Origin of the sequence: Streptomyces sp. SAI-135, from assembly GCF_029893805.1 — a bacterium.
Classification (GTDB): Bacteria; Actinomycetota; Actinomycetes; order Streptomycetales; family Streptomycetaceae; genus Streptomyces.
Genome location: NZ_JARXYP010000002.1, coordinates 2,435,213 through 2,458,023 on the forward strand (window position 1 = coordinate 2,435,213; position 22,811 = coordinate 2,458,023).

Annotated in this window: 18 protein-coding genes; 8 read left to right on the plus strand and 10 right to left on the minus strand. The window is 70.6% G+C overall.

Going from position 1 to position 22,811, the window contains the following annotated elements:
* Positions 1 to 160: 160 nt before the first annotated feature.
* The 5 genes from tkt to pgl are packed head-to-tail and all read left to right on the plus strand — an operon-like array spanning position 161 to position 6,845.
* A complete protein-coding gene (gene tkt, locus M2163_RS15540; protein WP_280894224.1) occupies positions 161 to 2,248 on the plus strand; it encodes a transketolase in 2,088 nt (695 codons plus the stop codon).
* Positions 2,249 to 2,281: 33 nt separating this feature from the next.
* Complete coding sequence (gene tal, locus M2163_RS15545) at positions 2,282 to 3,400, plus strand: transaldolase (protein WP_280894225.1); 1,119 nt, start codon at positions 2,282 to 2,284, stop codon at positions 3,398 to 3,400.
* Between the two features lie 3 nt (positions 3,401 to 3,403).
* Entirely contained in the window at positions 3,404 to 4,927 is a 1,524-nt protein-coding gene (gene zwf, locus M2163_RS15550) for a glucose-6-phosphate dehydrogenase (RefSeq protein ID WP_280852192.1), read from the plus strand.
* A complete protein-coding gene (gene opcA, locus M2163_RS15555; RefSeq protein ID WP_280894226.1) occupies positions 4,924 to 6,066 on the plus strand; it encodes a glucose-6-phosphate dehydrogenase assembly protein OpcA in 1,143 nt (380 codons plus the stop codon). The genes zwf and opcA overlap by 4 nt, the downstream gene beginning before the upstream one ends.
* Entirely contained in the window at positions 6,063 to 6,845 is a 783-nt protein-coding gene (gene pgl, locus M2163_RS15560; RefSeq protein ID WP_280894227.1) for a 6-phosphogluconolactonase, read from the plus strand. The genes opcA and pgl overlap by 4 nt, the downstream gene beginning before the upstream one ends.
* Positions 6,846 to 6,980: 135 nt before the next feature.
* Here pgl and M2163_RS15565 read toward each other — a convergent pair whose 3' ends face one another.
* The 5 genes from M2163_RS15565 to M2163_RS15585 all read right to left on the minus strand — a co-directional run bounded on the left by M2163_RS15565 (position 6,981) and on the right by M2163_RS15585 (position 13,616).
* A complete protein-coding gene (locus tag M2163_RS15565) occupies positions 6,981 to 7,820 on the minus strand; it encodes a carbohydrate ABC transporter permease (RefSeq protein WP_280854232.1) in 840 nt (279 codons plus the stop codon).
* Positions 7,821 to 7,825: 5 nt separating this feature from the next.
* Positions 7,826 to 9,187 (minus strand): sugar ABC transporter permease, encoded by a 1,362-nt coding sequence (locus tag M2163_RS15570; protein ID WP_280894228.1) that lies wholly within the window; start codon positions 9,185 to 9,187, stop codon positions 7,826 to 7,828.
* A gap of 5 nt (positions 9,188 to 9,192) precedes the next feature.
* A complete protein-coding gene (locus tag M2163_RS15575) occupies positions 9,193 to 10,521 on the minus strand; it encodes an ABC transporter substrate-binding protein (protein WP_280894229.1) in 1,329 nt (442 codons plus the stop codon).
* A gap of 62 nt (positions 10,522 to 10,583) precedes the next feature.
* Entirely contained in the window at positions 10,584 to 12,209 is a 1,626-nt protein-coding gene (locus M2163_RS15580) for a glycoside hydrolase family 13 protein (RefSeq protein ID WP_280894230.1), read from the minus strand.
* Positions 12,210 to 12,344: 135 nt separating this feature from the next.
* Positions 12,345 to 13,616: an ABC transporter substrate-binding protein gene (locus M2163_RS15585; RefSeq protein ID WP_280894231.1), complete on the minus strand. Its 1,272-nt coding sequence runs from the start codon at positions 13,614 to 13,616 to the stop codon at positions 12,345 to 12,347.
* A gap of 121 nt (positions 13,617 to 13,737) precedes the next feature.
* Between M2163_RS15585 and M2163_RS15590 the strand changes: the two genes are divergently transcribed.
* The 3 genes from M2163_RS15590 to M2163_RS15600 are packed head-to-tail and all read left to right on the plus strand — an operon-like array spanning position 13,738 to position 17,801.
* Positions 13,738 to 14,253 carry a PadR family transcriptional regulator gene (locus tag M2163_RS15590; RefSeq protein ID WP_280852185.1) on the plus strand — a complete coding sequence of 172 codons (516 nt, stop codon included), beginning with the start codon at positions 13,738 to 13,740 and terminating at the stop codon, positions 14,251 to 14,253.
* A complete protein-coding gene (locus tag M2163_RS15595) occupies positions 14,250 to 15,002 on the plus strand; it encodes an ABC transporter ATP-binding protein (protein ID WP_280852184.1) in 753 nt (250 codons plus the stop codon). Before M2163_RS15590 ends, M2163_RS15595 begins: the two co-directional genes overlap by 4 nt.
* A 39-nt stretch (positions 15,003 to 15,041) precedes the next feature.
* Positions 15,042 to 17,801, plus strand: a complete 2,760-nt coding sequence (locus M2163_RS15600) for an FtsX-like permease family protein (protein ID WP_280894232.1) — start codon at positions 15,042 to 15,044, stop codon at positions 17,799 to 17,801.
* A 106-nt stretch (positions 17,802 to 17,907) separates the two neighbouring features.
* Here M2163_RS15600 and pgi read toward each other — a convergent pair whose 3' ends face one another.
* From pgi to M2163_RS15625, 5 genes are all read right to left on the minus strand, one after another.
* Complete coding sequence (gene pgi, locus M2163_RS15605; protein WP_280852182.1) at positions 17,908 to 19,563, minus strand: glucose-6-phosphate isomerase; 1,656 nt, start codon at positions 19,561 to 19,563, stop codon at positions 17,908 to 17,910.
* Between the two features lie 266 nt (positions 19,564 to 19,829).
* Positions 19,830 to 20,165, minus strand: coding sequence for an RNA polymerase-binding protein RbpA (locus tag M2163_RS15610; RefSeq protein ID WP_003976875.1), 336 nt, complete (start codon positions 20,163 to 20,165; stop codon positions 19,830 to 19,832).
* A gap of 214 nt (positions 20,166 to 20,379) precedes the next feature.
* Complete coding sequence (secG, locus tag M2163_RS15615; protein ID WP_037708349.1) at positions 20,380 to 20,610, minus strand: preprotein translocase subunit SecG; 231 nt, start codon at positions 20,608 to 20,610, stop codon at positions 20,380 to 20,382.
* 103 nt (positions 20,611 to 20,713) lie between these two features.
* Positions 20,714 to 21,490, minus strand: a complete 777-nt coding sequence (tpiA, locus tag M2163_RS15620) for a triose-phosphate isomerase (RefSeq protein ID WP_280894233.1) — start codon at positions 21,488 to 21,490, stop codon at positions 20,714 to 20,716.
* Positions 21,491 to 21,496: 6 nt separating this feature from the next.
* Positions 21,497 to 22,708: a phosphoglycerate kinase gene (locus M2163_RS15625; RefSeq protein ID WP_280894234.1), complete on the minus strand. Its 1,212-nt coding sequence runs from the start codon at positions 22,706 to 22,708 to the stop codon at positions 21,497 to 21,499.
* Positions 22,709 to 22,811: the final 103 nt, after the last annotated feature.

Below are 22,811 nucleotides of genomic sequence, written 5' to 3' on the forward strand. Positions count from 1 at the left end.
CGGTACGGGCCAGTCGGGAGGCGGATCCCCGCGCGGCCCGGCAGTCTGGAATGACCCGAAAAAACGCACGTACTTGCGGGGGTAGGCTCGACAACGGCCGGGCGTCCCGTGCACCGGCATTTCGACATGCGTGACATGTGGAGAGGAGCCCTGACCCAGGGTGAGCACCAAGCCGACCACCACAGACCTCGAGTGGACCGAGTTGGACCAGCGGGCCGTCGACACCGCCCGCGTCCTGGCCGCCGACGCCGTACAGAAGGTCGGAAACGGCCATCCGGGTACGGCGATGAGCCTGGCTCCCGCCGCCTACACCCTCTTCCAGAAGGTGATGCGGCACGACCCGGCCGACCCCGACTGGGTCGGGCGCGACCGCTTCGTGCTGTCCGCCGGCCACTCGTCCCTGACCCTCTACACCCAGCTCTACCTGGCCGGTTTCGGCCTGGAGCTGGACGACCTCAAGGCGTTCCGCACCTGGGGCTCCAAGACCCCGGGGCACCCGGAGTACGGCCACACCAAGGGCGTCGAGACCACCACCGGTCCGCTCGGCCAGGGTGTCGCCAACGCGGTCGGCATGGCGATGGCCGCCCGCTACGAGCGCGGTCTGTTCGACCCGGAGGCCGCCGAGGGCACCTCCCCCTTCGACCACTTCGTCTTCGCCATCGCCGGTGACGGCTGCCTCCAGGAGGGCATCTCCGCCGAGGCGTCCTCGATGGCCGGCCACCAGAAGCTCGGCAACCTCATCCTGTTGTGGGACGACAACCACATCTCGATCGAGGGCGACACCGAGACGGCCGTCTCCGAGGACACCGTCAAGCGCTACGAGGCGTACGGCTGGCACGTCCAGCGTGTCGAGCCGCAGGCCAACGGCGACCTCGACCCGGTCGCGATCTTCGAGGCGATCCAGAAGGCCAAGGCGGTCACCGACAAGCCGTCCTTCATCGCGATGCGCTCGATCATCGCCTGGCCCGCCCCGAACGCCCAGAACACCGAGGCCGCGCACGGCTCGGCGCTCGGCGACGACGAGGTCGCGGCGACCAAGCGGGTGCTGGGCTTCGACCCCGAGCAGTCCTTCGAGGTCTCCGACGAGGTCATCGGCCACACCCGCCAGGCGCTGGAGCGCGGCCGGCAGGCCCGCGCCGAGTGGGAGAAGTCCTTCCAGGAGTGGCGCAACAACAACCCCGAGCGCGCGGCCGAGTTCGAGCGGGTCGCCGCGGGTGAGCTGCCCAAGGACTGGGAGTCGGCGATTCCGGTCTTCGAGCCCGGCAAGGGCGTCGCCACGCGTGCCGCCTCCGGCAAGGTCCTGCAGGCCCTCGGCGCCGTGATCCCCGAGCTGTGGGGCGGTTCCGCCGACCTCGCGGGCTCGAACAACACGACGATCGACAAGAACAGCTCCTTCCTCCCGGCGGACAACCCGCTGCCGGAGGCGGACCCGTACGGCCGCACGATCCACTTCGGTATCCGCGAGCACTCCATGGCCGCGGAGATGAACGGCATCGCGCTGCACGGCAACACCCGCATCTACGGCGGTACGTTCCTCGTCTTCTCCGACTACATGCGCAACGCCGTCCGGCTCTCGGCGCTGATGCACCTGCCGGTGACGTACGTGTGGACGCACGACTCCATCGGTCTCGGCGAGGACGGCCCGACCCACCAGCCGGTCGAGCACCTGGCCTCGCTGCGCGCGATCCCCGGCCTGAACGTGGTCCGCCCGGCCGACGCCAACGAGACCGCGATCGCCTGGCGCGAGATCCTGCGGCGCTGGACCAAGGAGTTCGGCAAGGGCGCCCCGCACGGCCTCGCGCTGACCCGTCAGGGCGTGCCGACGTACGAGGGCAACGAGGACGCGGTCAAGGGCGGTTACGTCCTGTTCGAGGCGTCGAACGGCTCCCCCGAGGTCATCCTCATCGCCACCGGCTCCGAGGTGCACGTCGCCGTCGAGGCGCGCGAGCAGCTGGAGGCGTCCGGTGTGCCGACGCGTGTCGTCTCGATGCCGTGCGTGGAGTGGTTCGAGGAGCAGGACCAGGGGTACCGGGACAGCGTCCTGCCCCCGTCCGTGAGGGCTCGTGTCGCGGTCGAGGCGGGTATCGGTCTGACCTGGCACAAGTACGTGGGGGACGCCGGCCGCATCGTTTCCCTGGAGCACTTCGGTGCTTCCGCGGACGGCAAGGTCCTCTTCCAGGAGTTCGGCTTCACCGGCGAGAACGTGGCCGCCAAGGCGCGGGAATCTCTCGCCGCCGCCCAGCGCTGACGCTCACATACGACACGTAGGAGATGTAATTCCATGACAGACGCACTCAAGCGCCTCTCCGAGGAAGGCGTGGCGATCTGGCTGGACGACCTGTCGCGCAAGCGGATCACGTCCGGCAACCTCGCCGAGCTGATCGACCAGCAGCACGTCGTGGGCGTCACCACCAACCCGTCGATCTTCCAGAAGGCGATCTCCGAGGGCGACGGCTACGACCAGCAGCTGTCCGACCTCGCCGCCCGCAAGGTCACGGTCGAAGAGGCCATCCGCATGATCACCACGGCGGACGTCCGCGACGCCGCCGACATCCTGCGCCCGGTCTTCGACGCCACGGGCGGCCAGGACGGCCGGGTCTCGATCGAGGTCGACCCGCGCCTGGCGCACAACGAGAAGGCGACGGTCGCCGAGGCCAAGCAGCTCGCCTGGCTGGTCGACCGCCCCAACACGCTCATCAAGATCCCGGCCACCCGCGCGGGCATCCCGGCGATCTCCGACGTGATCGGCCTCGGGATCAGCGTCAACGTCACGCTGATCTTCTCGCTGGAGCGCTACCGCGAGGTCATGGACGCCTACCTGACCGGCCTGGAGAAGGCCAAGGAGCGGGGTCTGGACCTGTCGAAGATCCACTCCGTGGCGTCCTTCTTCGTGTCCCGCGTGGACACCGAGATCGACAAGCGCATCGACGCGCTCGGCACCGACGAGGCCAAGGCCGCCCGCGGCAAGGCCGGCGTCGCCAACGCCCGCCTCGCCTACCAGGCGTACGAGGAGATCTTCTCCGGCGAGCGCTGGGCGAAGCTGGAGAACGCGGGCGCCAACAAGCAGCGTCCGCTGTGGGCCTCGACCGGCGTCAAGGACAAGGCGTACAAGGACACGTTGTACGTCGACGAGCTGGTCGCGCCGAACACGGTGAACACCATGCCGGAGGCGACCCTGTTCGCCACCGAGGACCACGGCCAGATCCGCGGCAACGCGGTCGCCGGTTCGTACGAGCAGGCCCGTGCCGACCTCGACGCCGTCGAGAAGCTCGGGATCTCGTACGACGAGGTCGTCCAGCTGCTCGAGGACGAGGGCGTCGAGAAGTTCGAGGCGTCCTGGAACGACCTGCTCAAGTCGACCGAGGCAGAGCTTCAGCGCCTCGCACCCTCGGAGGGCTAGATCTTGTCGAGCAGCAATCCGCTGCGTGACCCCGCCGACCGACGGCTCCCGCGTATCGCGGGGCCGTCGGGCCTGGTCATCTTCGGCGTCACGGGCGATTTGTCACGAAAGAAGCTCATGCCCGCCGTGTACGACCTCGCGAACCGGGGTCTGCTGCCGCCGGGCTTCTCGCTGGTCGGCTTCGCCCGGCGCGACTGGGAGCACGAGGACTTCGCCGAGGTCGTCCACGACGCCGTCAAGGAGCACGCCCGGACGCCGTTCCGCGAGGAGGTCTGGCAGCAGCTCATCCAGGGGATGCGCTTCGTCCAGGGCACCTTCGACGACGACGAGTCGTTCGAGCGGCTGCGCGACACCATCGAGGAGCTGGACAAGGCGCAGGGCACCGGCGGCAACTTCGCCTTCTACCTGTCCGTGCCGCCGTCCGCCTTCCCCGTGGTCATCCAGCAGCTGAAGAAGCACCGGCTGGCCGACCAGTCGAGCGGCTCCTGGCGGCGCGCGGTCATCGAGAAGCCCTTCGGCCACGACCTCAAGTCGGCCGAGGAGCTCAACGCGACCGTCGAGGAGGTCTTCGCCCCGGATCAGGTCTTCCGCATCGACCACTACCTGGGCAAGGAGACCGTCCAGAACATCCTGGCGCTGCGCTTCGCCAACACGATGTTCGAGCCGATCTGGAACCGGTCCTTCGTGGACCACGTGCAGATCACCATGGCCGAGGACATCGGCATCGGCGGCCGGGCCGGCTACTACGACGGCATCGGCGCCGCCCGTGACGTCATCCAGAACCACCTGCTCCAGCTCATGGCGCTCACGGCGATGGAGGAGCCCGCCTCCTTCGACGCGGACGCGCTGGCCGCCGAGAAGACCAAGGTGCTCGGCGCGGTGAAGCTGCCGAAGGACCTGGGCCGGGACACCGTGCGCGGACAGTACGCGGCGGGCTGGCAGGGCGGCGCGAAGGCGGTCGGCTACCTCGAAGAGGACGGCATCGACCCGCAGTCCAAGACCGACACCTACGCGGCCATCAAGGTGGAGATCGACAACCGCCGCTGGGCCGGGGTGCCGTTCTACCTGCGCACCGGCAAGCGCCTGGGCCGCCGGGTCACCGAGATCGCGGTGGTCTTCCAGCGGGCCCCGCACTCCCCCTTCGACACGACCGCCACCGAGGAGCTCGGCTCCAACGCCATCGTCATCCGCGTCCAGCCCGACGAGGGCGTCACCGTCCGCTTCGGCTCCAAGGTGCCGGGCACCTCGATGGAGATCCGGGACGTGTCCATGGACTTCGCCTACGGCGAGTCGTTCACGGAGTCCTCGCCCGAGGCGTACGAGCGCCTGATCCTCGACGTCCTGCTCGGCGACTCCAACCTCTTCCCCCGCACGGAGGAGGTCGAGCTGTCCTGGAAGATCCTCGACCCGATCGAGGAGTACTGGGACACGCACGGCAGGCCCGCCCAGTACCCCTCCGGCACCTGGGGCCCGGTCGAGGCGGACGAAATGCTCGCACGAGAGGGACGGAGCTGGCGCCGGCCATGAAGATAGACCTCACGGACACCACGGCCAGCAAGATCAACAAGGCCCTGGTCAAGGGGCGCCGCGCCATCGGCACACCGGCCGTCGGCATGGTGCTCACGCTGGTCATCGTCACGGACGAGGAGAACGCCTACGACGCCCTCAAGGCCGCCAACGACGCGTCCCGCGAGCACCCCTCGCGCACGCTGGTGGTCATCAAGCGGGTGTCGCGCAGTCCCCGTGACCGCACCCAGTCCCGCCTCGACGCCGAGGTGCGGGTGGGAGCGGACGCGGGCACCGGCGAGACGGTCGTCCTGCGGCTGTACGGCGAGGTCGTCGACCACGCCCAGTCGGTGGTCCTCCCCCTGCTGCTGCCGGACGCGCCGGTCGTCGTCTGGTGGCCGGTGGACGCGCCGCTCGACCCGGCCGGCGACCCGCTCGGGGCGCTCGCCCAGCGGCGGGTCACCGACACCTACTCCTCGGAGCAGCCGGTGCGCGAGCTGACGGCGCGCGCCGACACCTACGCGCCGGGCGACACCGACCTCTCCTGGACCCGGATCACCCCGTGGCGCTCGATGCTGGCCGCCGCTCTCGACCAGGTCACCTGCAAGGTGGAGGCCGTCGAGGTGGAGGGCGAGGAGTTCAACCCCAGCTGCGAGCTGCTGGCGATGTGGCTGGCGGACCGGCTGGAGGTGCCGGTGAAGCGGTCCCTGTCGAACGGCCCCGGCCTGACGGCGGTCCGCATGCACACGGACAGCGGCCCGATCGTCCTGGACCGCGCGGACGGCTCGCTCGCCACGCTCTCCATCCAGGGCCAGCCCGACCGTGCGGTGGCGCTCAAGCGCCGGGACACGGCCGAGCTGATCGCGGAGGAGCTGCGTAGGCTGGACCCGGACGACACGTACGCGTCCGCGCTGCGGTTCGGGGTGGAACGGCTGAACCCGTCGGTGCCCTTCCCGGAAGCGGGTGACGACGGTTCGGACGCCAAAGGGGGCGAAGGCTCGGACGCCGAAGTCGCCGACGTCAAAGGAGAACCCGTCTCCGAAGCCCCTGTCGAGGGCGCTGCGGAAGCTCCCGGGGCGCAAGGGCCGCAAGAGTCGGCACCGGCATCGCTGAAGCCGGTCCCCTCCGGCCTGTCCGGCGGCGGGAAGGCGGCGAAGTGAGCACTCCGCAGCTGGTCGTGCACCACGACAAGGAGCTGATGGCCCAGGCCGCCGCGGCCCGTCTGATCACCAAGATCGTGGACGCGCAGATCTCCCGGGGCTCGGCGTCGGTGGTCCTCACCGGCGGCCGCAACGGCAACGGCCTGCTGGCCGCCCTGGCCGCGGCGCCCGCCCGGGACGCGATCGACTGGGGCCGCCTGGACCTGTGGTGGGGTGACGAGCGCTTCCTGCCCGAGGGCGACCCGGAGCGCAACGTCACCCAGGCCCGCGAGGCCCTGCTGGACGCCGTACCGCTGGACCCGAAGCGCGTGCACGCCATGCCCGCGTCGGACGGTCCGCACGGGGAGGACGTGGAGGCCGCGGCGGCGGCCTACGCCGAGGAGCTGGCCCGTGCGGCCGGTCCCGAGAACCACGGCCCGGTGCCGACCTTCGACGTCCTGATGCTGGGCGTCGGCCCGGACACCCACGTGGCCTCGCTGTTCCCGGAACTGCCCGCGGTACGGGAGACCGAGCGCACGGTGGTCGGCGTCCACGGCGCGCCGAAGCCCCCGCCCACGCGGGTGACCCTGACGCTCCCCGCCATCCGTGCGGCACGTGAGGTCTGGCTCCTTGCGGCCGGTGAGGACAAGGCGCAGGCCGCTGCGATCGCTCTGTCCGGCGCGGGCGAGATCCAGGCCCCGGCGGCGGGAGCCCGCGGCCGGGCCCGCACCCTGTGGCTCCTGGACTCGGCGGCGGCCTCCCAGCTGCCGAGGTCGCTGTATCCGCCGGCCACGCCGTGAGGGGTTGTCGCCCCCGCCGACCCTCCCCGACCCGACCCCGGGGGCCGGCCCCCGGGCCCCCGCTCCGCAAACGCCGGAGGGGCTGACAAGAAGGGGAAGGGGCGGCGGGGGCGACAACATCCTCCGCCGCGCCCCTCACTTCACCGACCCCGCCATGACCCCTTGCACAAAGTGCTTCTGGAACGCGAAGAACACCACCACCGGCACTACCAGCGACACAAACGCCCCCGGCGCCAGCACATCGATGTTGCTCCCGAACTGCCGTATCTGTGACTGCAGTTGCACAGTCAACGGCTGCGAGGAACTGTCCGCGAACAGCAGCGCCACCAGCATGTCGTTCCACACCCACAGAAACTGGAAGATCGCCAGCGAGGCGATCGCCGGCCGCCCCACCGGCAGCACCAGCCGTGTGAAGATCCGCCACTCGCTCCCGCCGTCCATTCGGGCCGCCTCCAGCATCTCCTTCGGCATCTCGGCGAAGTAGTTCCGCAGGAGAAACACCGCGAACGGCAGGCCGTACGCCACGTGGAAGAGCACCACCCCCGGGATCGTCCCGAACAGCCCCAGCTGACCGAAGAGTTTGGCCACCGGCAGCAGGCCGATCTGCACCGGCACCACCAACAGGGCGACCACGACCAGGAAGACGGCCTCCCGGCCGGGGAAGTCCAGCCAGGCGAAGGCGTATCCGGCGAGCGCCGCCAGCACCACGACCAGCACGGTCGTCGGCACCGAGATCAGCACCGTGTTCCAGAAGGCCTGCGTCATCCCGGAGTTCTTCAGCAGCGCCGAGTAGTTGTCGAAGGAGAGCTGCCCCGGGCTGCTGAACACCGTCCACCAGCCGCTGCTCGCCGAGTCCTGCGAGGACCGCAACGACGACAGGAACAACCCCGCGAGCGGCGTCAGCCACACCAGACCGATCACCACCAGGAAGGCCTGCACCAGCCCGTTCCCCAGGCCGCGCCGCACCACGTTCATCGCGTTCATCGCTGACTCCTCCGGAAACGACGGACGTTGAAGACCATGGCGGGGACCACGAGCAGCAGGAGCAGCACGCCCAGCGCACTGCCGAGCCCCTGGTTGTTGCCGCCGCCGAAGGACACCAGCCACATCTGGGTGGCGAGCACGGTCGCGTCCTCCTGCACCGGCCCGGGCGCGATGATGTAGACGAGGTCGAAGACCTTCATCACGTTGATCACGAGGGTCACGAAGACGACCGTGAGCACCGGCGCCAGCAGCGGCACCGTGATCCGCCGGAAGATCTGCCACTCGTTCGCGCCGTCCATCCGCGCCGCTTCCAGGGCATCGCGCGGCAGCGTCGCGAGCCCGGCCCCGATCAGCACCATCGCGAACCCGGTCCAGATCCACAGATACGCCCCGATGATCGCCGGCGTGACGAGCATCGGCCCGAGCCACGACACACCCTGGTACGGCTGCGCGAAGTTCGACGCGGGCAACTCCACCGTGTAGGAGCCGGACTTCAGCCCCGTGAAGCGGAAGGACCCGTCAGCGGCCGTCGTCGTACTCCCGGCCGTGGTCCCGTCGTCCCGCACGGCGTCGACCTTCATCTCGGGCAGCCCGCTCTCCCGCGGGTCGACCTTGCCCTGCTTCCCGCCCCCGCCGGGGGTGAAGTCCAGGTAGACGACCCCGCTCACCTCGTCGGCCGTGGCCTTGCGGTGCGCGGCGCCGTACGCGGGCTCGGCACCGCCGGGCAGGTCCGCCGGCGCGACGCCGACGAGCCCGAGCGCCACCGACTGCCCCGGCGACACGCTCCCGCTCGTCCGGTACGAGCCGTCCGGCCCCGCCTTCAGCCCCTGGCCCACGCGGGCCCGTGCGGTCGGATACTCCGAGGTGCCCTTGAAGGCGTCGTGCACCGAGACCACGGCCGCGTTCAGCACGCCCTTGTCCGGGTCCTCGTCGTAGGCGAGCCGGAAGATGATGCCCGCCGCCAGGAAGGACACCGCCATCGGCATGAACAGCAGGAGCTTGAAGGCCGTCGCCCAGCGGACCTTCTCCACCAGCACGGCGAGGACCAGGCCCAGGCCGGTCAGCAGCGTGGGCGCCACGACGACCCAGACGGCCGTGTTCCGTACGGCCTTGAGGGTCGCCGGGTCGCGGAACATCTCGGTGTAGTTCTCGCCGCCCACGAAGCGCGTCCCGGACGCGTCGAAGAAGCTGCGGCCGACCGAGAACAGTACGGGGTACACGACGAGCGCACCCAGCAGGAGCAGCGCCGGGAAGACGAAGAGCAGGGCGATGAGCCGGGCCCGGCGGCGGGAGCGCCGGGCCCGCTCGGCGCCCGCGACCGGGGGCGGACTTGTCTCTTTCACCAGAGTCGCGGTCATGCGCGTCAGCCCTTGTACGCCTTGGCCGCCGCGGCCTCCAGCTGCGCCGCGGTGCCCTTCGGGTTCGACGGGTCGCTCAGGAAGTCCTGGAGCAGCTTCCACTCGCCCGCCCCCTTGGTGCCGCCGAACGCCGCCGGGGCCTGGTCGGACATGTCGAAGCGAACCGAATCCCCGGCCGAGACAAGGGACTTGGCGGTGGCGCGGGTGACGTCGTCGCCGTAGGAGTCGAGGGACAGCTTCTTGTTCGGGGACAGGAAGCCGCCGGTCCTCGCCCATACGGCGGCGGCCTCGGGGGTCGCCAGGTACTCCAGGAGCTTCATGCCGGCCTTGGCGTTCTTGCCGTCCTTGAGGACGACGGCCGCGTCGCCGCCGCTGACCACCGGGGCCGTGCCGCCGTCGACCGCGGGGAAGGGGAAGAAGTTCGCGTCCTTGCCGATGGTCTTGCCGAACTGGTCGTGGGCGACGCCGGCGACGAAGTCGCCCTCGTAGACCATGCCGGCCTCGGGCCCCGGCCCGAACACCTTCTCCACCGAGCCCGGGAAGTCGGTGTTCAGGGCCTCCTTCCGGCCGCCGGCTATCAGCTGCTTGTCCTTGAAGAGCTTGCCGAGGGTGCCGAGCGCCTTGACCACGGAGGCGTCGGTCCACTTCAGCTTGTGGGCGGCCAGGGCGTCGTACTTCTCGGGGCCGGCCTGCGAGAGGTAGATGTTCTCGAACCAGTCGGTGAGGGTCCAGCCGTCCTGCCCGGCGACCGAGAAGGCGGCAAGGCCCGAGTCGGAGACGGTGTGTCCGGCCTTCAGCATCTCGTCGTACGTCTTCGGCGGCTTGACGCCCGCCTGGGTGAGTGCCTCGGGGCTGTACCAGACCGTCGACTTGTGGGCCGCCTTGAAGTAGAGGCCGTAGAGGCGGCCGTCGACGCTGCCGTACTTCTTCCACACGGGGGCGTATCCCGCGTCCACGGTCTTCTCGGTGGTGGCGGACAGCGGCGTGAGCCAGCCCTTCTCGGCGAACTGCTGCAACACTCCGACCTGCGGGACCATCACCACATCGGGCGCGTTGCCGCCTTCGATCTTGCTGCCGACGACGGTGGAGACGTTGTCCCCTGTGGAGATGAACTGCGTCTTTGCACCGGTCTTCGCACTGAAGGCGTCCAGTACCTTCTGGAAGTTCTTCTGCTCGCTCCCGGTCCAGACGCCGGCCACGGTGACCGTCTGCCCGCTGAGCGCCTTGTCGCCGCCGCCCGCGGAGACCGGTCCGCCGCCTCCGCAGGCGGTCGCGCCGAGGGAGAGGGCGAGGGCGGTGCAGCTCGCGAGCAGGGTCGTGCGTCGTCGCATCATCGTTGATGTCCCTTCGAGGGGTGGAGAACTGACGAACCATCAGGGGTGACGGGCCGTGGTGGTCAGAGGTCGTTGATCCACCAGGCCGCCGTCGAACCGGGCAGCACCCCGGCCGTGCAGGGGCCGCTGGAGAGCAGCGGCGTGCCGGAGACCGGCGCGGGCGCGGGCGCCGTTCCGAAGTTGACGGCGCAGACGAGGCCGTCGCCGCGGGTGAAGGCGAGGACGCCGGGCGGGGTTTCCAGCCAGTCGAGCGTTCCCTCACCCAACTGGGGCAGTGCGGCGCGCAGTTGGAGGCCGTCGCGGTACAGGTGCCAGAAGGAGCGGGTGTCGGCGAGGGCACGGTCGGTGGCGTACTCGGCGAAGTAGGAGGGCTGCGGCAGCCACGGCCGTGCGCTTTCGGCGCCGGAGGTGAAGCCGAAGGGTGAGGCCTGTCCGGACCATGGCAGCGGGACCCGGCAGCCGTCTCGGATGCGGGCGCGGCTTCCGGTGCGGCGGAAGATCGGGTCGGTGAGCACGTCGTCGGGCAGGTCGACGACCTCGGGCAGGCCCAGTTCCTCGCCCTGGTAGATGTACGCGGCTCCGGGCAGCGCCAGCATCAGCAGCGCGGCGGCACGGGCGCGCGCGGTGCCCAGGCCGCTGCCCTCCGGGGCGGGTTCGCCGTAGCGGGTGACGGTACGGACCTGGTCGTGGTTGTTGAGCACCCAGGTGACCGTCGAGCCCGTGCCGGCGATGTCCTGCATGGCCTCGCTGATGACCTTGCGGAAGGCGTCGGCGTTCCAGGGGGCGCTGAGGAGGTCGAAGAAGAAGGCCTGGTGGAGTTCGTCGGGGCGGACGTACTGCGCGTGTTCGCGTGCGGTCGGCACCGACACCTCGCCGACCAGCAGCCGCTCGCGGCCGTCGCGTGCCGTGTACTCCTCGCACACCGCACGCCAGTGCCGCCACACGTCGTGCACCTCGGGCTGGTTCCAGGCGAGGGGGTTGACGGAGTCGCGGGTGCGGGCGTCGGCCTCGGGGTCGTCGGAGTCGGGCAGTTGGGGGTGCTTGTAGAGGCCGGCGGCGACGTCGATGCGGAAGCCGTCGATGCCCCGGTCGAGCCAGAAGCGCAGGATGCGGTCGAACTCGGCGCCGGTCTCGGGATTGCGCCAGTTCCAGTCGGGCTGCTCGGGCGCGAACATGTGCAGGTACCACTGGCCGGGGCGGCCGTCCTGCTCGGTCACCCGGGTCCAGGCGGGGCCACCGAACATGGAGTGCCAGTTGTTGGGCGGCTGCGAGCCGTCGGCGCCGCGGCCGTCGGCGAAGTGGAAGCGGGCGCGGGCCGCGCTGCCGGGTTTCGAGGCGAGCGCCTCCTGGAACCACGGGTGCTCGCTGGAGCAGTGGTTGGGCACGACGTCCAGCAGCACCTTGACGCCCAGCTTCCGGGCGGCCGCCACCAGCAGGTCGAACTCGGCGAGGTCGCCGAAGAGCGGGTCGACGTCGCAGTAGTCGGCCACGTCGTAGCCGTGGTCGTGCTGCGGTGACGGATAGAAGGGGCTCAGCCAGATCCCGTCGACGCCCAGCTTCTTCAGGTACGGCAGTCCGGCGCGGACCCCGGCCAGATCGCCGATGCCGTCTCCGGTGCTGTCCAGGAAGCTGCGGACGTACACCTGGTAGATCACCGCGTCACGCCACCAGCGGTACTTACTCAACATGCATGCATGTTAGGTAGGCATGTCGCGAGGGTGTCAATGAAAGAAACAGAAGCTACTGGGGAGTTGGCACGGCAAAAGCGGATCTAAAGGGGCATCCTTAGCCCAGATGAGACGTCCGCGTTACCTAACAAGTAACTAGCGACTGGAGACGGCTGCCAGCTCCCGCGCCAGCCTCTGCACCGCCGCGGCGGGCGTCTCGTGCCCGGCCATCGCGTCGTGCACGACCGCCTGCACCACCAGGCTGACCTGGTCGTAGCGCGGGCTCTTGGGGCGCGGCGCGGCATGCAGGACGCTCGTGCGCAGGGTCGGCAGATACGGGAACCGCCGTATCAGCTCGGGATCCTCGTACAGCGCGGCCCGTACGGGCGGCAGCGCGCCGCGGGTGAGGACCTGGCGCTGGACGGGCTCGCTGGTGAGATAGGCGAGCAGGCGCGTGGCGGAGTCGGGGTGCTGTGCATGCGTGGTGACGGCCAGGTTGGAGCCGCCGAGGACGCTCCTGCCGGGACCGTCCGGGCCGGGCAGCGGCACGGCTCCGATCTTGCCGGTGACCGGGGAGCCCTTGGCCGAGGCGCCGACGTAGGCGTAGGGCCAGTTACGGAGGAAGAGCAGACGGCCGTTCTCGAAGGCCTGTTTGGACTCCTCCTCCTTGTACGTCAGCGCCTTCTTCGGGATCCAGCCCTCGCGCACACCCCGGGCGAGGAAGCCGATGCCCTCGCGGGCTGCGGCCGAGTCCACGGTGACGCGTGCGCCCTCGTCGCCGAGGATGCTGCCGCCCGCGGAGTACACGGCTTCGGCGGCGTTGACGGTGAGGCCCTCGTAGGGCAGGAACTGCCCCGCGTAGCCGTCGAGTCCGTACTTCGGCGCGATGGTCTTCGCGTCGCGCTCCAGCTCGGCCCAGGTACGCGGAGGCGGGACGCCCTCCTTGGCGAGGATGTCCTTGCGGTAGAGGAGCAGGCCGGCGTTGGTGACGTACGGGACGGCGTACAGACGGTTGTCGTAGGTCGCCGTGTCGACGACCGGCTTCAGGAAGCCCTTCATCGGGAAGCGGTCGGGGGGCAGCGGCCGTATCCAGCCCGCCGCCGCGAACTCCGAGGTCCAGCTGACGTCGATGTTGAGCACGTCGAACCGGCTGCGGTCTCCGCCGCGCAGGTCGGTGACCATCTGGGCACGGGTCTCGTCGGCGGAGTCAGGGAGCTCGACGAGGGTGACCTTCTCGCCGGGGTGGGTGCGGTTCCAGCCCTGGAGGAGAGGGGTGAGGTAGTTGGTGAGGTCTCCGGCGGTGGCGAGCGTCAGCGGCCCGCGGCCGTCCGCCGTGACCTCGTCGGCACGCGCACCCGAGGCCGCGTATCCGGTCATGAGCACGACGAGAACGAGGAGGCCCCTACCGGCGGCATGGATCCACCGCATAGGTTCCTCCCTGTACACCGGCGACGGGCATCTTCGCCCGGAGTCAGAGGCCATGTATACCTGTTAGGTATGCGCGATACTAGGGCCTGGAGCACATTCCGAGGACAGGAGGACAGCACGAGTGCGCCTGCCCCTCCTGGCACTCCTGGCACGCGGTCCGGCCCACGGCTACGAGCTCAAGCAGGACCTTGAGCAACTGCTGGGCTCCGCGTACCCTCAGCCGAACGTCGGCCAGATCTACGTAACCCTCGGCCGCCTCGAGAAGCAAGGTCTGATCGCGGGCGAGGACGTCGAGCAGTCGAGCCGGCCCAACAAAAAGGTCTACCACCTCACGGACACCGGGCGGGAGGCGCTGCGCGCCTGGTTCGAGGAGCCCGAGGACGAGCCGCGGGTGCGGGACGAGTTCTTCATGAAACTGGCGCTCGCCCCGCAGACGGGTCTCGCCGAGCAGATCGCCCTGATCAACAAGCAGCGGCGCCAGTACCTCAACACCATGCGCGACCTGTCGAAACTGGCCGCCGCCGAAGACCGCGACAACCGCATCGCCCATCTGCTGATCGAGGGCGCGATGCTGCACCTCCAGGCCGACCTCGACTGGCTGGAACGGTGTCAGGAAGAGCTGGAGGAGCTGGAGTGAGCGACAGTCCCGCTCCTGTGCTGCACGCAGAAGGTCTGGTCAAGACCCACTACGGCGAGGGCGCTCCGGCGCATGCCGTGCGCGGGGTCGACCTGTGCGTCCGGCAGGGCGAGTTCGTGGCCGTCACCGGTCCGTCCGGGGCGGGCAAGTCGACACTGCTGCATCTGCTGGGCGGGCTGCAGCGGCCGGACGGCGGCAGCATCCGGCTGGACGGTGAGCGCACGGACGCGTGGAGCGAGGCGCGCTGGGCCGTGGAGCGCAGAAAGCGGATCGGGATCGTCTTCCAGTTCTTCAACCTCGTCTCCAATCTGTCGGTCGCCGACAACGTGGAGCTGCCCGCGCTGCTCGCGGGTGTCACGCCGAAGCGGGCGCGGGCCGAGCGCGAGCAGCTGCTCGGCGAACTGGGTCTGGGCGGCAAGGAGCGGAGCATGCCGGGCGAGCTGTCCGGCGGCGAACAGCAGCGGGTCGCCCTGGCCCGCGCCCTGGTCAACCACCCGCCGCTCCTGCTGGCCGACGAGCCCGCGGGCAGCCTGGACAGCAAGGGCACCCGTGAGGTGATGCGGCTGCTGTCCCGTTTCCACCAGCGCGGCCAGACGATCGTGCTGGTCACCCATGACGCCCGGCTGGCGAGCGCCGCGGACCGTGTGATCAGCTTCTTCGACGGCCGGATCGCCGACGACGCGGAGCTGGACGGCACCGGGGCGTCCCGCCGCGGCGGCATATCCGCAGTGCTGGAGCTCAGGGACTGACATGCGGGTGTACGACGACCCCCGGAAGGCCTGAGCCATATGCGAGCAACTCTGCGCTGGGCGCACTCCGATCTGCGCACGCACCGCGGCGAGGCACTGTTCCTGGTGCTCGCCACGGCCGGGATCGTCGTGTCCCTGCTGCTGGCCGCGGCCCTGTTCGGGTACGCCACCAACCCCTGGCAGCGGATCTTCACCCAGGAGCGGGGCGCGCACGTCTGGATCCACACGGACAGGTCCGCCCAGGTGGGGAAGCTGGCCGGACTGGACGGCGTGGAGTCCGTCGCCGGCCCCTACCCCACCGCCGTCGCCACCCTCGCCTCACGCGGCACCCGCGCCTCGGTCGAACTGCGCGCGACGCCACCCGAGCGCCCCGGTGTCGGCCGCCCGCTGCTGACGGCCGGCCACTGGCTGAGGGCCGACGCCCCCGGCGGCGTGGTCCTGGAGAGCAGCCTCGCCCGCGCCCTGCTCGCCGAACCGGGCGACACACTCACCCTGCCGGGCACGGCGCGGACGGTGACCGTCGTGGGCGTGGCAGGCAGCGCGGAGCCCCACTACCGCGTGAACGAACAGCCGGGCCTGGTCTGGGTCCTGCCCTCCGCGGTGCCCCACCCCACCGGCCAGGTCATCGGCCTGCGCCTGACCGATCCCGGGGACACGGACTACGCCGTCCAGCGCGCCGTCACCGTCCTCGGCGCGGGCGCCATCGGCGAGGTCTCCACCTGGCAGCAGGCCCGCGCCGAGGCACAGGGCGACAACCGGCTGCTCGGGCAGGTCCTGGGCCTGTTCGGCCTGGGCGCGCTGGTCGCCGCGGGCCTCGCCGTCCACGGCGCGATCGCCACCCGTATCCGCGGCCACCTCCGCGACATCTCGGTCCTGAAGGCGATCGGCTTCACCCCGGCCCAGGTCGTCCGCGTCTTCCTGTTCCAGCACATCGCCTACGCCCTCCTCGGCGCCGCAGCCGCGGCAGCGCTCACCGAGGCCCTGGGCAGCCACTTCCCCGGCCGTCTCGGAGAGGCCCTCGGCGTATGGCAGGGTCTGCCCGGCCACGCCCCCACCCTGTTCACGGTCCCGGCGGGCGCCGTCCTCTTCATCGGCGCCACCACGGCCCTCGCGGCCTGGCGAGCGGGCCGCGTACCACCGGTCCCGGTGGCCCGGCCCGCGGGTGCGGGGGGTGGAGGGCTGGGTCTGGCTCGCCGGGCACTCGGACTGGTAGCCGCCCCCCAGCTGCCGGACCGAGCCCTACGGACGCCCGGCCCCCCGCCCGGCGGACGCGCCACGGACCCGGCGCCCCCCTTCCCGGCCCCACAGCCCTCCGCCACCCGACCCACGGCTGCGGGAGGCGGCAGGCTGCTGGATCTGGCCCGACGGACGCTGAGGCCGGGTGCACGGCCGTCCGATTCGGCGGACCGCCCAGGATCCGATCCGAGGCGAGGGGAGCCCACCCCCCGGCCTCTGGCTGCGGGAGCCGAAGAGCTCCGGGAGGAGGCACGACAGAGGCCGCCGGCCCGGCCCAGCGCCCCGGCGGAACACCCACCGCGCGGCCGGGCGGAGGGGACGTCCGGGACTCGGCCCGCGGTTCCGGCTACCGGGCATCCCTGCGGCTCCGCCCACTACCGCACGGGCCTGGCCCCCACCGCCCCCTCCGGCGGGCACCTCTCCGGTACGGCCCGGCGGGCGCTCGGCCTCGGGGTGCCGCCCGCGCTGGTGCTGGGCTGGCACACGGCCTCGTTCCGCCGGATGCGGTCCCTGGCCACCGTGGCCCGGCTGTCACTGCCCCTCCTGCTGATCGTCGTGGCGATGAGTGCTTGGACCACCATCGACCGTTTCCACAGCCGGCCCGAACAGATCGGGCTGCCGGCCGCACTCACCGTCCACACCGACGCGGGTACGGGTGACCGGGCCGCTCGCGCCCTGCTGCAACGCGATCCGCAGGTCGCCGACGTCTACCCGGGGGTCGAGGTGGCCGCCCTGGTGCCGGGCCAGACGGCCACGATCGCGCTGCGCGGCCTGGGCACCAGCCAGAACCCCTACCCGTACACCCTGGCCGAGGGCCGCCCCGCCCGCGGCAGCGACGAGGCGGTGGCCGGGCAGGGCCTCCTGGACCTGCTGGACGTCCGTGTCGGCGACTGGGTGCGGATGACGGTCGGCGATCAGCCGCAGATCCTGCACATCGTGGGCCGCAGCATCGAACCGGAGAACGCCGGCCGGGTCATCTCCACCTCCCTCGACACCCTCCGCGACAACGACCCACGCCTCGCCCCCACCCTCTACCAGCTCCGCCTGCGCCCCGGCGCCGACCCGCACACGGTCGCCGGCCGGCTGGCCGCCGCCGGGCACGGCCGGCTCGACGTGCACGCCGTGACCAACCCGGCCGACGGCCTCTCACCCCTGCGCTCGGTCGTCGTCGGCCTGATCGCCGTCCTGGCCCTCATCGGGCTCGTCGAACTGCTCACCGCGATCGGCGGCACCGTCCGCGAGGGAGAACGCGATCTGCTCGCCCTCAAGGCCATCGGCCTGTCCCCGCGCCAGATCACCGCGATCACCGTCACGGCCACCGGCTGCACCGCCCTGGCCGCCGTCCTCGCCGGTACGGCCCTGGGCACCCCGCTCGCGCACTGGCTGATCGACTCCCAGGGCCGATCCAGCGGCATCGGCGCGGGAATCGCCCAGAGCCCGTCGCCGGTCCTGCTCCTGCTCTTCGGCGCCGCCGCGGTGCTCGGCGCGGCCGCACTCGCCGCCCTCCCGGCGGCCCGCGCGGCAAGACGACGGCTCGCGGACACCCTCAGCGCGGTGGCCTGACAGGGAAGGCCGGGTGCATCAACTGCCGTGGACGTTCCGCCAGTGGTACGGCGACGGGAAGCGAACGGTCACGCACTGCTCGCTTCCCCCAGCTGCCCCGGCGGTGTCACGCCCGGCCCCGCAGCTCCCGGTACCTGGCGACCAGCGCCTTGGTGGACGCGTCCAGGCCCGGTACGTCGGCGCCCTCCGTGAGGGCGGGCTCGACGCGCTTGGCGAGGACCTTGCCGAGCTCGACGCCCCACTGGTCGAAGGAGTCGATGTTCCAGACCGCGCCCTGGACGAACACCTTGTGCTCGTAGAGGGCGATGAGCTGGCCGAGGACGGACGGGGTGAGTTCCTTCGCGAGGATCGTGGTCGTCGGGTGGTTGCCCGGGAACGTCTTGTGCGGGACCAGTTCCTCGGCCACCCCCTCCGCGCGCACCTCGTCCGGGGTCTTGCCGAAGGCCAGCGCCTGGGTCTGGGCGAAGAAGTTCGCCATGAGCAGGTCGTGCTGGGCCCTGAGCCCGTCGGAGAGCTCGGCGAGCGGCTCGGCGAAGCCGATGAAGTCGGCCGGGATCAGCTTGGTGCCCTGGTGGATGAGCTGGTAGTAGGCGTGCTGCCCGTTGGTTCCGGGCGTGCCCCACACCACCGGCCCGGTCTGCCACTGCACCGGCTGTCCGTCGCGGCCCACGTACTTGCCGTTGGACTCCATGTCCAACTGCTGGAGATACGCGGTGAACTTGGACAGGTAGTGGCTGTAGGGCAGCACCGCGTGCGACTGGGCGTCGTGGAAGTTGCCGTACCAGATGCCCAACAGGCCGAGCAGCAACGGCACGTTGGACTCGGCGGGCGCGGTGCGGAAGTGCTCGTCGACGATCCGGAAGCCGTCGAGCATCTCGCGGAAGCGGTCCGGGCCGATGGCGATCATCAGCGACAGGCCGATCGCCGAGTCGTAGGAGTAGCGGCCGCCGACCCAGTCCCAGAACTCGAACATGTTGTCCGGGTCGATGCCGAAGTCCGCCACCTTCCCGGCGTTGGTCGACAGCGCCACGAAGTGCCGGGCGACGGCTTCCTGACCGGCCTTCAGCTCGGTGAGCAGCCACTCGCGGGCCGAGGTGGCGTTGGTGATCGTCTCGATCGTGGTGAACGTCTTGGACGCGACGATGAACAGGGTCTCCGCCGGGTCCAGGTCGCGGGTGGCCTCGTGCAGGTCGGCGCCGTCCACGTTCGACACGAAACGGACGGTGAGGTCGCGGTCGGTGAAGCCGCGCAGCACCTCGTACGCCATCGCGGGGCCGAGGTCGGAGCCGCCGATGCCGATGTTGACGACGTTCTTGATCCGCTTGCCGGTGTGCCCGGTCCACGCGCCGGAGCGCACCCGGTCGGCGAAGTCGCTCATCTTGTCGAGGACGGCGTGCACACCCGGGACGACGTTCTCCCCGTCGACCTCGATCACCGCGTCGCGCGGCGCGCGCAGGGCGGTGTGCAGTACGGCCCGGTCCTCGGTCGTGTTGATCTTCTCGCCGCGGAACATGGCGTCCCGCAGGCCGAAGACGCCGGTGGCGGCGGCGAGTTCGCGCAGCAGCCGCAGTGTCTCGTCGGTGACCAGGTGCTTGGAGTAGTCGACGTACAGGTCACCGACCCGCAGGGTGTACCCGGTGCCGCGCCCGGGATCGGCGGCGAACAGCTCCCTGAGCCGCACCTCGCCGAGCTCCTCGCGGTGCTCGGTCAGCGCGGTCCACTCGGGCGTCCGGTTGAGCCTGGTACGGCCGTCTGCGTTCATGTCCGACTTCAGCCTTCTTTCGTGCCTGTCCCAGCTGTTCCAACCTAATCGATCAACGCGGACGCGGGCCGCGGTGGCCTCGGCGTCCTGCGCACCAACAGGTACGTGCGCGGGGGGCACGGGTATCAGCGAGGGGGCGGACAGCACCGGGAAAGGCGGCTGCGAGCAGGGCAGCGCGTCATGGCCGCGGAGGGCACGAGGAGCCCGCACGGCCGGGAGAACGGCTCCGGCCAGGCACCCCTCGGTGCCCGGCCGGCTCTCGGTCTCTAGATCTCGCCCCGCAGCTTGGCGAGCGCCTCGGCGAGGATCGCCTCGCCGTCCGCGTCGCTGCGCCGCTCCCGTACGTACGCGAGGTGCGTCTTGTACGGCTCGGTGCGCGGCGGGTCCGGCGGGTTGTCCCGGTCCTGTCCGGCGGGAAAGCCGCAGCGCGGGCAGTCCCAGGTTTCGGGGACCTGCGCGTCGCTGGCGAAGCTGGGCTGCGTCTCGTGCCCGTTGGAGCACCAGAAGGAGATGCGCAGACGGGGCGCGGACTCGCCCCGCTCGGCCTCGCCCATCGGCCCCGCCCCGACCCGGCTACCTCGGATCGCGTTGCCACTTGCCACGGTCGTAACTCCCTGCGTGATGGTGCCGCGAAGCGAGTCGACGTGTCGCTTCGTTGCGAGCGCCTCAGTCTACGTAAGGCCCAACGCGCGTCCAGTGATTGGAGTTACAGCCCCCACACCTAGACGCAAGCCCCATGATAGGCCGCGCTCAGGTGCGCGTACCGAACATGGGGCCTTACGTGCGGAATGGACGTGCTGTGTGGGGCGTGGCCGCTCAGCTGTTCGTCTTCATGAGAAGACCGAGCACGACAATGCACGCGAACCACAGCAGACCGATCACCACGGTGATGCGGTCGAGGTTGCGCTCGGCGACCGAGGACCCACCGACGGACGACTGCATGCCGCCACCGAACATGTCGGAGAGGCCGCCGCCCTTCCCCTTGTGCATCAGCACCAGCAGCATCAGCAGCCCGCTGAAGACGATCAGGGCGATCGAGAACCCCAAAACCACGGCTGGACCAACTCTCTCGGATTCGGATGAACGACGGGGGCACGGCCTTCAGGGCCATGCCCCCGCAAGGGTACGACGGATCGCCGCCAGGGCCTACTTACTGGTCCCGGAAGCGCACGATCTTGACGAACTCGTCGGCGTCCAGCGAGGCGCCGCCGACCAGCGCGCCGTCGATGTCGGCCTGCGCCATGATCTCGGCGACGTTGCCGGCCTTGACGGAGCCGCCGTACTGGATGCGGACCTTGTCGGCCAGCTCCTGGGTGTACAGCTCGGCGATCTTGCCGCGGATGGCCGCGCAGACCTCCTGGGCGTCCTCGGCGCCGCAGACCTTGCCGGTGCCGATGGCCCAGACGGGCTCGTAGGCGACGACGACGGACTCGGCCTGCTCGGCCGGGAGGTCCTTCAGGCCGCCCTCGACCTGGGCGAGGGTGTGGGAGACGTGGTTGCCCGCCTCGCGGACCTCCAGCTCCTCGCCGACGCACAGGATCGGGGTGATGCCGTGCTTGTAGGCGGCCTTGACCTTGGCGTTGACGATCTCGTCGGTCTCGGCGTGGTACTGGCGGCGCTCGGAGTGGCCGACGGCCACGTACGTGCACTTCAGCTTGGCCAGCATGGAGCCGGAGATCTCGCCGGTGTAGGCGCCCGAGTCGTGCGCCGAGAGGTCCTGGGCGCCGTACTTGATCTTGAGCTTGTCGCCGTCGACCAGGGTCTGCACGGAACGCAGGTCGGTGAAGGGCGGCAGGACGGCGACCTCGACGGCCTCGTAGTCCTTGTCCGCGAGGGCGAAGGCGAGCTTCTGGACGTGTGCGATGGCCTCGAGGTGGTTGAGGTTCATCTTCCAGTTACCCGCCATGATCGGCGTGCGAGTGGTCATGCGGGGTCAGTCCTCCAGTGCGGCGAGGCCGGGGAGCGTCTTGCCCTCGAGGTATTCGAGGGAGGCGCCGCCACCGGTCGAGATGTGTCCGAACGCGTTCTCGTCGAAGCCCAGGATGCGGACGGCCGCGGCGGAGTCGCCACCGCCGACCACCGTGAAGGCCGAGGAGTCGAGGAGAGCTTGGGCGACCGCCTTGGTGCCCTCGGCGAATTCGGGGTGCTCGAAGACGCCCATCGGGCCGTTCCAGAAGACGGTGGCGGCGTCGGTGATCTTCGAGGCGTACAGCTTGCCGGAGGCCGGACCGATGTCCAGGCCCATCCGGTCGGCCGGGATGGCGTCCGCGGCGACGGTGGTGGCGTCGGCGGGGGCCTTGGTCTTCAGGTCCGGGAAGGCGGGGGCGACCACGGCGTCGACCGGCAGGACCAGTTCGACACCGGTCTTCTCGGCGCGCTCGATGTACTCCTGGACGGCCGGGATCTGGTCCTCCTGGAGCAGGGAGGCACCCACCTCGTGGCCCTTGGCCTTGAGGAAGGTGAAGGCCATGCCGCCGCCGATGAGGATGCGGTCGGCCTTGCCGAGCAGCTGGTCGATGACGGCGAGCTTGTCGGAGACCTTGGCGCCGCCGAGCACGACCACGTAGGGCCGCTGGACGTCGTCGGTGAGCTTCTTCAGGACGCCGACCTCGGTGGCGATGAGGTAGCCGGCGTAGTGCGGCAGCCGGGCCGGGAGGTCGAACACCGAGGCGTGCTTGCGGTGGACCGCGCCGAAGCCGTCGCCGACGTAGACGTCCGCGAGGGCTGCCAGCTGGTCCGCGAACTCCCCGCGCGCGGTGTCGTCCTTGGAGGTCTCGCCCGCGTTGAAGCGGAGGTTCTCGATGACCGCGACCTGGCCGGGCTGGAGGCCGTTCACGGCGTCGTGGGCGGCGGGGCCGACGGTGTCCTGGGCGAACGCCACGGAGGCGCCCAGGAGTTCGCCGAGCCGCTCGGCGGCCGGGAGCAGCGAGAAGGCCGGGTCCGGGGCGCCCTTGGGGCGGCCCAGGTGCGAGGCCACGACCACCTTGGCGCCCGCTTCCACGAGGGCCTTGACGGTGGGCAGCACGGCGCGGATGCGGCCGTCGTCGGTGATGCGGCCGTCGGCGAGCGGCACGTTGAGGTCGGCGCGGACGAAGACCCGCTTGCCGTCCACGCCTTCGGTGATGAGTTCGTCGATCGTCTTCATGAGGGAACTCCTGGTGAGGGTGCTCTGATCGTACGAGGGCTGTTCAGCACGTGAGTCAGGGCCCGGACGGCGCGTCCCTGCGCCGCCCGGGCCCTGCTCTCAT

What these genes read in the sequence shown, in the direction of transcription:
- M2163_RS15625 (WP_280894234.1), bottom strand. Translation starts at nt 22,708, where the DNA reads ATGAAGACGATCGACGAACTCATCACCGAAGGCGTGGACGGCAAGCGG.
- M2163_RS15580 (WP_280894230.1), bottom strand. Translation starts at nt 12,209, where the DNA reads ATGTTGAGTAAGTACCGCTGGTGGCGTGACGCGGTGATCTACCAGGTG.
- M2163_RS15575 (WP_280894229.1), bottom strand. Translation starts at nt 10,521, where the DNA reads ATGATGCGACGACGCACGACCCTGCTCGCGAGCTGCACCGCCCTCGCC.
- tal (WP_280894225.1), top strand. Translation starts at nt 2,282, where the DNA reads ATGACAGACGCACTCAAGCGCCTCTCCGAGGAAGGCGTGGCGATCTGG.
- M2163_RS15600 (WP_280894232.1), top strand. Translation starts at nt 15,042, where the DNA reads ATGCGAGCAACTCTGCGCTGGGCGCACTCCGATCTGCGCACGCACCGC.
- M2163_RS15565 (WP_280854232.1), bottom strand. Translation starts at nt 7,820, where the DNA reads ATGAACGTGGTGCGGCGCGGCCTGGGGAACGGGCTGGTGCAGGCCTTC.
- pgi (WP_280852182.1), bottom strand. Translation starts at nt 19,563, where the DNA reads ATGAACGCAGACGGCCGTACCAGGCTCAACCGGACGCCCGAGTGGACC.
- tpiA (WP_280894233.1), bottom strand. Translation starts at nt 21,490, where the DNA reads ATGACCACTCGCACGCCGATCATGGCGGGTAACTGGAAGATGAACCTC.
- M2163_RS15570 (WP_280894228.1), bottom strand. Translation starts at nt 9,187, where the DNA reads ATGACCGCGACTCTGGTGAAAGAGACAAGTCCGCCCCCGGTCGCGGGC.
- M2163_RS15585 (WP_280894231.1), bottom strand. Translation starts at nt 13,616, where the DNA reads ATGCGGTGGATCCATGCCGCCGGTAGGGGCCTCCTCGTTCTCGTCGTG.
- opcA (WP_280894226.1), top strand. Translation starts at nt 4,924, where the DNA reads ATGAAGATAGACCTCACGGACACCACGGCCAGCAAGATCAACAAGGCC.